The sequence below is a fragment of the Pseudoalteromonas sp. KAN5 genome (genome assembly GCF_022846535.1).
Lineage (GTDB): Bacteria > Pseudomonadota > Gammaproteobacteria > Enterobacterales > Alteromonadaceae > Pseudoalteromonas > Pseudoalteromonas haloplanktis.
This window is the reverse complement of record NZ_AP025589.1, coordinates 2,300,111-2,312,556: the sequence shown is the minus strand read 5'-3', so window position 1 is coordinate 2,312,556 and position 12,446 is coordinate 2,300,111. Positions and strand designations below refer to the sequence as shown.

The 12,446-nt window shown below is 41.3% G+C and carries 13 protein-coding genes; 9 read left to right on the top strand and 4 right to left on the bottom strand.

Going from position 1 to position 12,446, the window contains the following annotated elements:
• Window positions 1–84: 84 nt before the first annotated feature.
• Window positions 85–876 (bottom strand): crotonase/enoyl-CoA hydratase family protein, encoded by a 792-nt coding sequence (locus tag KAN5_RS10335; protein WP_016709870.1) that lies wholly within the window; start codon window positions 874–876, stop codon window positions 85–87.
• 221 nt (window positions 877–1,097) lie between these two features.
• On the opposite strand from KAN5_RS10335, the gene KAN5_RS10330 reads away from it, so the two are divergent.
• The 5 genes from KAN5_RS10330 to KAN5_RS10310 all read left to right on the top strand — a co-directional run bounded on the left by KAN5_RS10330 (window position 1,098) and on the right by KAN5_RS10310 (window position 7,141).
• Window positions 1,098–2,246, top strand: a complete 1,149-nt coding sequence (locus tag KAN5_RS10330) for an efflux RND transporter periplasmic adaptor subunit (protein ID WP_244389659.1) — start codon at window positions 1,098–1,100, stop codon at window positions 2,244–2,246.
• An 8-nt stretch (window positions 2,247–2,254) separates the two neighbouring features.
• Window positions 2,255–5,371, top strand: a complete 3,117-nt coding sequence (locus tag KAN5_RS10325; protein WP_244389658.1) for a multidrug efflux RND transporter permease subunit — start codon at window positions 2,255–2,257, stop codon at window positions 5,369–5,371.
• A 114-nt stretch (window positions 5,372–5,485) separates the two neighbouring features.
• Window positions 5,486–5,806: an HI1450 family dsDNA-mimic protein gene (locus KAN5_RS10320; RefSeq protein ID WP_244389657.1), complete on the top strand. Its 321-nt coding sequence runs from the start codon at window positions 5,486–5,488 to the stop codon at window positions 5,804–5,806.
• 61 nt (window positions 5,807–5,867) lie between these two features.
• On the top strand, window positions 5,868–6,683 hold the full coding sequence (locus KAN5_RS10315; protein ID WP_244389656.1) for a DUF481 domain-containing protein: 816 nt from the start codon (window positions 5,868–5,870) through the stop codon (window positions 6,681–6,683).
• A gap of 8 nt (window positions 6,684–6,691) precedes the next feature.
• Window positions 6,692–7,141 (top strand): hypothetical protein, encoded by a 450-nt coding sequence (locus KAN5_RS10310; protein WP_016709865.1) that lies wholly within the window; start codon window positions 6,692–6,694, stop codon window positions 7,139–7,141.
• A gap of 58 nt (window positions 7,142–7,199) precedes the next feature.
• Here the strand turns inward: KAN5_RS10310 and KAN5_RS10305 are convergent, their stop codons facing one another.
• Both KAN5_RS10305 and ygfZ read right to left on the bottom strand, forming a co-directional pair.
• A complete protein-coding gene (locus KAN5_RS10305; RefSeq protein ID WP_016709864.1) occupies window positions 7,200–7,685 on the bottom strand; it encodes a peptidylprolyl isomerase in 486 nt (161 codons plus the stop codon).
• Between the two features lie 12 nt (window positions 7,686–7,697).
• Complete coding sequence (gene ygfZ, locus KAN5_RS10300) at window positions 7,698–8,609, bottom strand: tRNA-modifying protein YgfZ (RefSeq protein ID WP_016709863.1); 912 nt, start codon at window positions 8,607–8,609, stop codon at window positions 7,698–7,700.
• A gap of 130 nt (window positions 8,610–8,739) precedes the next feature.
• Between ygfZ and KAN5_RS10295 the strand changes: the two genes are divergently transcribed.
• Window positions 8,740–8,991 carry a succinate dehydrogenase assembly factor 2 gene (locus KAN5_RS10295; protein ID WP_016709862.1) on the top strand — a complete coding sequence of 84 codons (252 nt, stop codon included), beginning with the start codon at window positions 8,740–8,742 and terminating at the stop codon, window positions 8,989–8,991.
• Between the two features lie 112 nt (window positions 8,992–9,103).
• The gene (locus KAN5_RS10290; protein ID WP_232321866.1) at window positions 9,104–9,403 is read left to right on the top strand and encodes a hypothetical protein; all 300 of its coding nucleotides are present in this window, start codon (window positions 9,104–9,106) and stop codon (window positions 9,401–9,403) included.
• Here KAN5_RS10290 and nadB read toward each other — a convergent pair.
• A complete protein-coding gene (gene nadB / locus KAN5_RS10285; RefSeq protein WP_016709860.1) occupies window positions 9,363–10,988 on the bottom strand; it encodes an L-aspartate oxidase in 1,626 nt (541 codons plus the stop codon). The two genes, KAN5_RS10290 and nadB, sit on opposite strands and share 41 nt — an antisense overlap.
• A 259-nt stretch (window positions 10,989–11,247) precedes the next feature.
• Here nadB and rpoE point away from each other — a divergent pair, with 259 nt between their 5' ends.
• Window positions 11,248–11,829, top strand: a complete 582-nt coding sequence (rpoE, locus tag KAN5_RS10280) for an RNA polymerase sigma factor RpoE (RefSeq protein ID WP_016709859.1) — start codon at window positions 11,248–11,250, stop codon at window positions 11,827–11,829.
• Window position 11,830: 1 nt separating this feature from the next.
• The gene (locus tag KAN5_RS10275; RefSeq protein WP_016709858.1) at window positions 11,831–12,442 is read left to right on the top strand and encodes an RseA family anti-sigma factor; all 612 of its coding nucleotides are present in this window, start codon (window positions 11,831–11,833) and stop codon (window positions 12,440–12,442) included.
• Window positions 12,443–12,446 lie beyond the last annotated feature (4 nt).

Below are 12,446 nucleotides of genomic sequence, written 5' to 3'. Positions count from 1 at the left end.
TAGCTGTTTGGGTATTACTTCACCATGTTTTGTTACTTAACACTATGCGACTTATTGTTGAGTCGTCATATTACGCGCGTTTTGTTACCAGCGTTTGCTATTGTGATACTCAATGTTATCGGCGCCTTTTGCTATAGCAATGGCTTTTTTGGTATTGCCATTCATCAGTAAGCGAATTTGGCTAATTGTTTCTTTGGCCAAAATTTGTCTTTTTGAGGAGCTAAAACTTTGTTGGGTAACACGCTTGATTGCCGCCAATGTATCGGGTGAGCGAGCTAACAAGGTGTCTATCATTGCTAAACAACACTGTGAGGGGTCATCACTTACTTGCGTAATTAAGCCCAATTGCAATGCTTTATCTGCACTGATAGGCGCGGCATGACTGGCAAGCCACATGGCATCATCACGTTTTATTAAGCTGGGTAAAATCACATTCGCCCCCATATCAGGACAAAGTCCCCAGCGTGCTTCCATAATCGCTAATTGAGCATCTGGATGAACAATACGATAATCAGCGCCAAGTGCTATTTGTAGCCCGCCACCAAAGCAGTTACCTTGAATTACCGCAAATACTGGCACACTTAACGATTGCCAGCCAAGAACAACTTGCTGAGCTAAATTACAGTTCCCAGGTAACCACTTAAACAGCAGCTTGGCAATATTAGCAGGACTTTTCATCACGGCTGATACATCCAATCCGGCACAAAAATGTTCTCCGTCTCCTTGAATGACAACAGCACGGATACAGGCGTCTTTTTTAATTAGCTTAATCATTGTTGCGAGCTGTTTGAACATATCAAAGTTTAACGCGTTCTGCTTATCCTTTCGGGATAATGTTACATACGCAATCGATTGTCGTTTTTCAAAGTTTATCATGCTAACTCCTCAGACCTGTTACTTGAGCTTATTTATAATAGATGATTAAGTAAAGTTGATTGATAGAAATTAATGTTATAGTAGTGCCTGTATTAGGTAATTTGCGGTGATGTGTTTATTATAAACTACACTTATCTTTGCTTATATAAAACATTGCTTTGCTTTTGTGGTGCTGGTGATGAGTAAAATTTGGAAATTTTATTAAATTCAACGAGGTTAAAGTGACTAAAATAAGGAAAGTACTCTATTCAATGGCATGTATGGTTGGTGTTATATCTGGTTGTACTGAACCTACAGAGAATAACCCCGCAGCGCCATTCCCTGCCGTTTCTGTTTATAAAGTAGATTTACGAGAGATTGGTAATTACCGAGAGTTTGTTGCGCGAACAGAAGCTTTTCAAGAAGTCGCAATTCGCGCACGTGTCGAAGGAGAACTGATCGAACGCCATTTTGATGAAGGTACTAAAGTTGAAAAAGGACAGTTACTTTTTACTATCGACCCGCAGGAATTTAGTTCCTCAGTTGCTGAAATTGAAGCTGATTTAAAAAGTAAAGTTGTAGGTTTAGATGCCGCTGAACGTGATTTAAAGCGTGGCAAAGAAATCGCACAAGATGGCTTTATCTCTCAAGCAGATCTTGATCAACTAACAACTAACTTTGATCAAGCTAGAGCCGCGGTTAAATCGGCAGAGGCTTCCCTTGAAAAAGCCAAATTGAATTTAAGTTATACCCAAATTTATGCCCCATTTGATGGTCAGATAGGCAAGGTGAATTATGACATAGGCAATATTGTGGGCTTGTCATCAGGCCCATTGGCAACACTAACTGATTTTGATCCTATATTTGTTACTTTTCAAGTCGAAGAGGCTGATTACATTAGCTATCGTCAGGCTCATCAAGGGATCGATAACTTCTCTATGGATATTAGTATTCGTCTGCCAAATAATACCGCCTTTGATTCTAAAGGGGTATTAAATTTTGCTGATACAAAAATTGACCAAAGTACAGGCACTGTTGAGCTTAGGGCATCATTTGCAAATCCAAATGATGTAGTAGTACCTGGCTTGTTTGTGACTTTAATGCTCGAGAGTCAGAAAAAAGAATTGCAAGCTCTTATTCCTCAAGCTGCTGTACAAGAAAATCAGCAAGGTAAGTTTGTATTGGTTTTAGACAGTGATGACAAAGTGTTACAACGAGCGGTTAAGTTAGGTCGTCGTATAGAGGCAATGTGGGTGGTAGAAGGTGGGCTTGAAGAAGGTGAGCGAATTATATTTGAGGGGCAACAGAAGGTAAAAGCCGGTGCTAAGGTAAAGCCTGTCATGAAAACAGTTAATCCTGTAACTGGCATGACATCAGTTGTTGCGCAATAGGAGTTATCATGATCAGTAAAACGTTTATTACTCGGCCAAAGTTGGCACTGGTTATTTCTATTGTGATAACAATTGCTGGTTTAATTGCGATGATGCAATTACCTGTCAATATGTATCCACAAATAGTGCCGCCGCAAATAATGATTCAAGCTAAGTTTCCGGGGGCTAGTGCAACGACCCTTGAAGAGACGGTGATAAGGCAAATAGAAAAAACCGTCAATGGGGTTGAGGACATGATGTATATCGAGTCCAAGGCTGACAGTGATGGCAAAGCAACAATATCGGTGTACTTCAAAGTTGGCACAGACACCGATATGGCACAGGTGAATGTGCAAAACCGGGTGGCATTAGCCGAACCTTTCCTACCAGCTGATGTATTAGCACAAGGTGTACAAGTCTTTAAGCGTTCCAGCAATATGTTAATGGGTATAAACTTAATCGCTGACGATCCAGCTTTTGATTCTATGTACTTAAGTAATTATGCCAGTAACTTTATTACTGAGCCTTTGGCTAGGATTGATGGTGTTTCTGCCGCTCTAGTGCTAGGTCAAAAGTCATATTCTATGCGGGTTTGGCTAAAGCCGGATCGAATGGCAGCACTGGGTGTTACAGTTGCAGAGGTACAATCTGCAATAACAGAACAAAACACCGTTGTAGCTGCGGGTAAGCTCGGGGCAGCGCCTTCGCCAGAAGGGCAGCAATTTGAATACCCCATTCAGGCTCAAGGTCGGTTAGTAACAGAGGAGGAGTTTGGAAATATTATTGTACGTGCGGCGCTCGATGGTAACTTTGTTCGCTTAAGAGATGTCGCACGCATTGAGCGAGGCTCAAAAAGCTATAAAGGTACAGCGAAGTATAATGGTAATGACACGTCATTTATTGCGATTTATCAATTACCAGATGCAAATGCAACGCAAGTGGCGGCTAATGTAAAAGCAGTGATGGCAAATTTATCAGAAGAGTTTCCAGATAAGCTTAATTACACTATACCGTACGACACCACAGAGTTTATCGACCGTTCAATTGAAGAAGTGAAAGACACACTTTTTGAGGCCATTATTTTAGTTGTATTAGTGTGCTTCTTTTTCTTACAAAATTGGCGAGCAACGTTAATTCCTACTATCGCCATCCCAGTGTCTCTTATAGGTACTTTTGCGTGTATGATGGCAATGGGGTTTTCTATAAACTTAATTACTTTATTTGGTTTAGTGTTAGCAATTGGTATCGTTGTAGACGATGCGATAATTGTCATTGAGAACGTGGAGCGCATTCTGAAAGAGGAGCAACTTGAAATTGTTCCTGCAGTTACTAAAGCCATGGAGCAGATCACAGGTCCCGTGATTGCTACAACCTTAATTTTACTTGCGGTATTTGTGCCTGTTGGATTTATGCCAGGGATCACCGGTGAACTATATCGCCAATTTTCAGTGACGATTTCGTGTGCGGTAGTGATTTCGGCTGTGAATGCATTAACTTTAAGTCCGGCACTTTGCGCACTTATGCTCAGTCATGAGAAGCTAAAACCAGTAAAATGGTTACAACCTTTTGAACGTGTTATAACGAGAACAACGGGAAAATACACAAGCTTTGTGGGCTATTTAATTAAACGGGTTGGGCGTGTAGGTATATTGGTGTTGGTATTATTTGCTAGCACTGGTTGGCTTTCACAAAATGTTGCCACAGGTTTTGTGCCTGCAGAAGATCAAGGTTATTTCTTCATTGATGTTCAATTGCCAGACTCAGCCGCGTTAAGTCGAACAGATGATGTGATGGCAAAAGTAAATGATATTGTATTAAATGACCCTGCTGTATCCGATTTTATCGCAGTCTCAAGTTTTAGTATCTTAAGTGGCTCTGGCGCGAATAATGGCCTAGGTATTGTTGTTTTACATGATTGGTCTGAACGTGAATCTCCAGAATTACAAGCAGAGCAAGTTATTAGTCGTTTACAAGGTGAATTATGGGCTTTGCCTGATGCACAGATCATGGTATTCAATGCACCGCCAGTGCCTGGTTTAGGTAATAGTGCTGGGTTTGAATATCGCCTGCAAGATACGTTAGGACGTGATGCAACCGAACTTGCACAAGTGATGAGTGGCTTGATATACGAAGCGAACCAGCGGCCAGAACTTAAAGCTGTATTTAGTACCTACCGAGCGGGCTCACCGCAATACTTCCTTGAAGTTGACCGCGACAAAGCAAAAGCACAGCAGATTGCCTTAAGTGATATTTTTGTTACTTTGCAAGCACAATTAGGGTCTTTGTATATCAATGACTTTAATCAATTTGGTCGAACGTATCAGGTGTTAATACAAGCTGACGCGCAATACCGTGCCAAGCCTGATGATTTGCAGTACTTTTATGTACGAAATGGAGAAGGAGATATGGTTCCGCTAACTACGTTAGCTAAATTAAAACCAATACTTGGCCCCACTCGAATGGAGCACTTTAATTTATATCGCAGTGCGTCTATTTCCGGGATGCCAAATGATGGTTATTCATCGGGAGATGCGATTGCAGCAATGAAAACATTATCTGATAACTTACCCGATGGTTATGTTTTTGAGTGGGCCGGTCAAACGCGACAAGAAATAGAGGCCGGAGATGTCGCTGGGGTTTTATTTGCGTTGTCAGTATTATTTGTGTTCTTATTTTTAGTCGCGCAATATGAAAGCTGGACAATTCCTATATCCGTCGTTGCTGCAGTGCCACTTGCGATGTTTGGCTCACTAATTACACTTTACGTGGTTGGCCTAAGTAACAGTATTTATGCACAAGTAGGCTTTGTTTTACTCGTGGGTATGTCAACTAAAACGGCAATTCTAATTGTCGAGTTTGCCAAGGAACTCAGAGAAGCCGGCTATAGTATTTATGATGCTGCAGTCACCGCTGCAAAACAGCGTTTTAGGGCTGTATTAATGACAGCTCTCTCGTTTATTTTAGGGGTGCTTCCACTCGTCTTAGCATCAGGGGCAGGAGCAGGGAGTAGAATATCTCTGGGTACAACCGTCATGTCTGGAATGATTGCTGCTACTTTGTTTGGGACGTTGTTTGTACCTGTATTCTATGTGTTAGTACAAAGCATGCGTGAAAAAGCGAAGGGACAGCCTCAAACGGAAGAATAACTGCTTATATTACTAGTAAAGTCAGAGAAAAGTCAGGGAAACCTGACTTTTTTTGACAAAAATTAATTGGAGTTTGATATTATCTAGCTAATTAATTATTAGCAGGTGAAGATCATGAGCGGGCCACGTTTATACAGCGAAGAAGAAGTAACACACCAAGCTTACGATATCTTTCTAGAGTTAGCCCCTGATAACCTTAGCGAGCAAGATATTGAAGATTTTAATCAACACCGTGAAGAGCTTGGCTTTATTGAGGAAGGTGAACCTGATGATCAATGGCATGACTTTGTGGCATTGGAAATAGAGCCGGAATTATTTCTACAGGTTTTGGTTGGCCTTGAGTTCGACAATCAAGATATATTATTTGCGAAAATTTTGATCAGCCGTGATAAAGACGCCCCGTTTTGTCATATTTTGTGGAAAGATAGCGAATAATATCGATGTTGTATTTGTGTGAAAGACGCCCTGTTTTAAGCATCAGTCAAGTGAGCGTACAGTGATTAGGTTATTACTGTTAATAAGCTGCTTGCTGAGTGTTAATGCTTGGGCCGTTGATCCTTTTGAAGATTTCCATGAGTATGGGCAACTCTCGGATGAAGAGATCCATAAAATCCACCAAGGTGAGCTTTTATACGGCGATACTGAGTTTGGTTTTATTGTTAGCCGTGGTAATACCAATTCGACGAGCTTGAAGTTTAAAGGTAATTTATATCAAGATCTCGAAAAGTGGCGCAATCAATTTAAAATAGATAGCTTATATAAGCGTGATCGAAATGACACTACAGGCAATGATGAAGTGTCTGCTAACCGTATTTTTCTCTCTGCTCAAGGCAATTATAAAGTAGGGGAAAAAAATGCCTCCTTCTTTATATATGGTGATTATGAAGAAGATGAATTCAGTGGTCTTGATTTCAAAAGTACGTTAGCTGCCGGTTACGGTAATCGTTTATATCAAGGTGTGAAGAACCAAGTGGATTTTGATATTGGGCCTGGCTTATATCGCTCTGTGGCAGAGGATGATGCCGAACTCGAAGAGGGTGAAGATGAAACCAAAACCGGTTATTTATTACGCCTAGCCTTGCAGTGGGAGCGTACAGTATCAACACGCACTCGCTTTAATCAAGATTTAAGTATTGAGCAATCCTTATCAGGGCTCAACTCGCGATTAAAGTCAGAAACCTCATTAATAAGTCAAGTTATGGGCTCAGTATCCCTAAAGTTCGCCTATTTGTATCGTTATAACTCCAAACCGGAAGACGACAAATTAAAGTTTGACTCAGAGCTAAGTGCGACATTAGTTTATAGTTTTTAGAGAGTAGTATGTATCAACATAAGCAATTTGCACTGTTCATTTTTGTAATTTTAAGCTGGATAGCCAGCTTTGTAGGTTTAGCGTGGTATTTAATTGGTGCAGATATGCCGTTAATGGTATTTGCTGCGATTTTAGTGCTGGTGGGTTTTTTATTCCATGGTTTAACGATTAAAGTGGATGACAGCCAGATAAGTTGGGGTTTTGGTCCTGGGGTCTTCGGTGATACATTACAATTAGCGGATATCGTGGAAGCTAAAGCTGTAGAAAACTCTTTTCGACATGGTATAGGCCTACGTATTACACATGATGGCTGGGTATACACAGTGTCAGGTTTTAGTGCAGTACAGTTAACTTTAAAAGATGGTAGCCAATATCGATTAGGGACCAATGATCAAGCTGGGTTATTAGCCGCTTTAGCTGATAAAATTAGCCAGCCTGAAGAAATTGAAGCCGTATAATTTGGGCAATATAAAAAAAGCGCCGTAGCGCTTTTTTATATCGGTAATACTGTCGATATTAGTGATCGTGACCACAACCGCCTGCACCGTGAACATGCCCATGAGCTAGTTCGTCAGCTGTTGCATCGCGTACTTCAAGTATTTCTACATCAAAGTTTAGAGTAATACCAGCTAGTGGGTTATTACCATCAACAATCACTTCATCTTCTTGAATATCAATGATCATTACCGATTGGTCGCCGTCATCTGTTGAGGCTCTAAATTGCATGCCAACTTCAATTTCCATTCCTTCAAACATCGATTTTGGTACAGCTTGCATTAGTTCATCATGGCGCTCACCATAGCCTTGCTCTGGTGGCACTGTGACACTTAGAGTATCGCCAGCTTGTTTGCCTTGTAACGCATCTTCTAGCCCTTGAATTAGGTAACCGGTACCAACGATAAAGATGAGTGGTTCGCCATCAAATGAGTTATCGATAGAGTTTTTGTCGTTATCCATTACTGAATAATGCATTTTTACCACTTTGTTTGCTGCAATGATCATAGTCACTCCTATTTATGCGTCTTCGAGAGAATAGGGTAGAGGAAGAATTGATAACTCTACCGTTGGGGCATGTTTTGCACGCAGCAACTGACTAGGTTCACTGTCGTTTGGCAACACAACAAGGCCAAATAAGGTTTTACTTTGTTGATTGTAGGCTTGACTGATTAATTTACCAGCACGACGCCAGTTTTCACCCATTTGGGTTTCAAGCTCTGGCTCCGCGAGCTCACCATCACTGTGTCCTGATACGATATACATTGCACGTTTGTTTTTACCAAGGTATTTCATTCTCGCAACGGTTTCTTGGCCTGTGTAGCAGCCTTTACGAAAGCTTATTCCGTTAATTGCTTGCAGGTTAACCATTTGCGGTACGTATTCACCGAGTGCTTCTTCGTTAAGCTCAGGCTCGCCAGCTAAAATACTATGTTGTTGCCAAAGTGCATCGTTTTCTAAGGCAATAACATCGTCAGGCAGAGAAAAGTCGGCATTAACCATAAGTAATATACGGTTATCTGCTAATTTAAGTGCTTTACCATGACTAAAATTACATGCACTGTCTTGCTCATTAAAGTGGATCTCTAATGCCGCTAATGTTGCTGTTAAATCATCACCGAGAAGGCCAATTAGCTTGTTGTTATCAGTCTGTATTTCTACTTTTGAAAACACCGCATACTTTTTTAACTCAGCTAGAGATTGTGCAACTTCAGCGGCAGAGGCGGCTAAGTAGTAACTTTCTTGATATGCAAAAAGTTTGGCAACACTCCAGAGTTTGCCTTTGGCATTGCAGTGCCCAGTCCATAAAAAATTAGTTTGACTGAGTTTATTAATATCTTGGGTGATTTGGCCATGAAGGTAGGCGAGTTTATCAACACCGCTTATACGGATCAGCTGATGTGATAAAGGGCATGCGTATACTGTTGACATAAAAACCTGCGTGACAAGAAATGTAGGCACATATAATAACGTAGTTAGCGCTGCTGGTATAGGTGCATAAATAGCTGTTTATTCAGGTGCAATTTGTTAAACTGCACAGCAACTAAGTTCGAGGTAGAAAATGACTGAAATTCACAATAAAGCGCGTATTCGCTGGGCTTGTCGTCGCGGCATGTTAGAACTAGACGTGTTATTTATGCCATTTGTAGATGAGGCATTTGATTCGTTATCAGCACAGCAGCAAGCAGTACTGCAACGTTTGTTAGAAGCGGATGATCCGGACCTATTTGCATGGTTTATGGGGCATCAAGAATGTAAAGATCCTGAGCTTAAGCAAATGGTGCAACTGATCTTAGACCGAGTTCGTGTATAGGTTTATCATTGAAAACAATCTAGCGGACCACAAGCCTTTTGTGGTCTATTTTAGCTTGTTTGCAATATGTTATAGCTTATTTTTAACGACTATCTATGCGCAAATAGTTTGTGTGATTTGTTGCGCGATTTGTGGCTTTATTAGTTGGCAATGGTATAGCAAATCTCACCCTGAACACGGCGTGTTTATACTCGATTCTGAACAGTGTCGTTTTGAAAACGACACCATTAAGATAAATGGTCATATCAGTAACAAAAGCCGCGCTTATCAGCGCAGTGTATGGCTCTATATTGAGGGCTTTACAAGCTCCCACTGGCTAATAATTAACGCCAGTGGGGTGGATAAACAAAGTTTTGTTCGATTAAAACGCGCTACTTTGGCTGCTCGTCGTGAGTGTGGGGAGTCAAAATAGTGGGGGTTGGGTTGTCATTTAATTGCGGATAGTCAATGGTGTAATGTAAACCGCGGCTTTCTTTACGTTCCATCGCACTACGAATGATAAGCTCCGCGACCTGTACTAAATTACGTAGCTCAAGTAAGTTATTTGAGACACGGAAGTTTGCATAGTAATCACGAATTTCTTGCTGTAATAATTCAACACGGTGTAGGGCGCGCTCTAAGCGTTTAGTTGAACGGACAATTCCGACATAATCCCACATAAATAAGCGTAACTCATGCCAGTTATGGGTGATCACTACTTCTTCGTCTGAGTTAGTCACGCGACTTTCATCCCATACAGGCAACTCTTTGAGTGCCGGGCTGTGCTGTATTTTTGCTAAAATATCTTTAGCTGCAGCATGGGCAAATACAATACATTCTAATAAAGAGTTACTGGCCATACGATTAGCACCATGCAGACCAGTATAAGCAACTTCACCAATTGCATATAGATTATCTAAATCAGTTTTGCCATTAAAGTCCGTCATCACCCCACCACAGGTATAGTGCGCCGCAGGCACCACAGGAATAGGCTCTTTTGTAATATCAAGGCCTACACTTAAACATTTTGCATAAATGGTTGGGAAGTGCTCAATAATAAAATCTTTATCTTTATGGCTGATGTCTAGATAGACACAATTAGCGCCTAAACGTTTCATTTCAAAGTCGATAGCACGCGCTACAATATCTCGCGGGGCAAGTTCTTCTCGTTCATCAAAGTCTTTCATAAAGCGTGTCCCATCAGGACGCTTTAAATATGCCCCTTCGCCACGCATAGCTTCAGTAATTAAGAAATTTTGTAATTCAGGGTGATACAAACTGGTCGGGTGAAATTGATTAAATTCCATATTAGCAACTCGACAGCCTGCCCGCCAAGCCATGGCTATGCCATCACCACTGGATACATCTGGGTTTGAGGTATATAAATATACTTTACTGGCACCACCAGTCGCCAGTGCAAAAAACTTAGCTGAAATAGTCTCGACACGTTTAGCACACCGGTTCCACATATAGATACCATGAATATGCTTACCAGTTTGCGCTAGTTTTTTATCGCCAATCAAATCGATCGCATTATATTGCTCAAGCAAAGTGATATTGGCATGTGCTTGAACTTGGCTGATCAAGGTTGTTTGTACTGCACGGCCTGTTGCATCGGCAGCATGTAAAATACGACGGTGGCTGTGACCACCTTCACGAGTTAAGTGAAAGCGCTCTTTGCCTTTGCTATCAAATTCCATATCAAAAGGCACGCCTTGCTCAATTAGCCATTGCAAACAGTTTGGAGCATTACTTGCTGTATAATGAACGGCATCGCGATCACACAAACCACCGCCAGCGTCTAAAGTATCTTGCACATGTGATTCAATGCTGTCATTCTTTTTATCGAACACGGCGGCAATACCACCTTGCGCATAAAGGGTAGAACCTTCCGTTAATTCACCTTTGCTGATCACGGTAACGTTACAATGATTAGCTAAAGAAAGTGCTAATGAAAGGCCGGCAGCGCCGCTACCAATAATAGCGACATCAGCGATGTGGTGTTTATTTTGGTTCATGTCCGTGTTCTTTGCGGTTACAATGCCCACTACTCGCTTATAAATAGCAATGAGCAAATAATATTATGATAGGCGTATATGTATCATATTTGGCGCGACACTATTAGTGATTTTCATCGTTCGCGAGTTAATTTATGGTCTATTCTATAAAAAAATAATATTAAACAGAACTTTTCATTCATTCGCTAGTCAGAGTATTCGTAAACAATGGCAGGATATGAATGACAAGCAATAATCAGACAGAGGAGTACCGGCTCGAATGAGCGAGCAGGATTTGGATTTAGCGCTAGTAAAAAGGGTCCAGCAAGGCGATAAAAATGCCTTCAATCTTTTAGTAAAGAAGTATCAGAATAAAATAGCCAGTTTGATTTCTCGTTATGTTTCAAATCAAGGTGATATTGCTGATGTTGCTCAAGAAGCTTTTATTAAAGCGTACCGTGCACTTCCAAACTTTAGAGGTGACAGTGCCTTTTATACTTGGTTATACCGTATCGCCGTTAATTGTGCTAAAAATTACTTAGTGGCTCAGGGGCGTAAACCGCCAGCAAATGATATCGATGCTGACGATGCCGAATTTTATGATGGTGCGGATGCAATGCGTTCAAATGCATCACCTGAGAACGTGTTATTAAGCGAAGAAGTTCGCGCAGTGATTTTTAACACTATTGATAGTTTGCCTGAAGATCTTAAAACTGCGATCACCCTACGAGAAATTGAAGGGATGAGCTATGAAGAAATAGCCGTAGTGATGGATTGCCCAGTCGGGACGGTGCGTTCGCGTATTTTCCGTGCCCGTGAAGCAATTGATAACAAATTAAACCCATTAATAGGCGAGTCTTAATATGACAAAAGCACACGTTAACAAGTTGGATGATCAGCATTTATCCGCGTTACTTGACGGCGAACAATCATTAACTGATGAGGTCATTGCACCGCAAGATGCAGCTACCTTAGGACGTTATGCGCTAATCGGTGATGTAATGCGTGCTGAGTCTGAGGATGCCTTCGTCTTTGATATTAGTGATAGCGTGGCAAAAGCGCTGGAAAGTGAGCCTGTTTATGCTGACTTTACTCAAAAAGAGTCTCAATCAGCAGTTACTGTGGCAACGGGCACTGATAATGTTGTGGCATTTAACTGGCGTAAACCAGTTGCGCAGCTGGCGATTGCAGCCAGTGTCGCTATGTTTGCAATCGTGGGTATTCAAACCTTGCCGCAAGGTGAAAACTCACCAACTAATGAAATTCCAATGTTACAAACAACACCTGTAACAGGCATGGCTTCACCTGTTAGTTACTCATCAGAACCTGCATTACAAAATGCTGAACAAGGTTTACGTGAGTTACAACAACAACGAATTGGCGCGTTAGTTTTAGAACACCAACGCCAAGCACGTGTTGCATATTCATTAGAAAAAGCTCACACTGAGGCGCAAGCCGAAGAGGAAAAAAACTAATTAA

Bases quoted from the DNA above. Each gene is read 5' to 3' on its own strand.
- KAN5_RS10335 (WP_016709870.1), bottom strand. From the start codon at position 876: ATGATAAACTTTGAAAAACGACAATCGATTGCGTATGTAACATTATCC.
- KAN5_RS10325 (WP_244389658.1), top strand. From the start codon at position 2,255: ATGATCAGTAAAACGTTTATTACTCGGCCAAAGTTGGCACTGGTTATT.
- KAN5_RS10320 (WP_244389657.1), top strand. From the start codon at position 5,486: ATGAGCGGGCCACGTTTATACAGCGAAGAAGAAGTAACACACCAAGCT.
- KAN5_RS10310 (WP_016709865.1), top strand. From the start codon at position 6,692: ATGTATCAACATAAGCAATTTGCACTGTTCATTTTTGTAATTTTAAGC.
- KAN5_RS10305 (WP_016709864.1), bottom strand. From the start codon at position 7,685: ATGATCATTGCAGCAAACAAAGTGGTAAAAATGCATTATTCAGTAATG.
- ygfZ (WP_016709863.1), bottom strand. From the start codon at position 8,609: ATGTCAACAGTATACGCATGCCCTTTATCACATCAGCTGATCCGTATA.
- KAN5_RS10295 (WP_016709862.1), top strand. From the start codon at position 8,740: ATGACTGAAATTCACAATAAAGCGCGTATTCGCTGGGCTTGTCGTCGC.
- nadB (WP_016709860.1), bottom strand. From the start codon at position 10,988: ATGAACCAAAATAAACACCACATCGCTGATGTCGCTATTATTGGTAGC.
- rpoE (WP_016709859.1), top strand. From the start codon at position 11,248: ATGAGCGAGCAGGATTTGGATTTAGCGCTAGTAAAAAGGGTCCAGCAA.
- KAN5_RS10275 (WP_016709858.1), top strand. From the start codon at position 11,831: ATGACAAAAGCACACGTTAACAAGTTGGATGATCAGCATTTATCCGCG.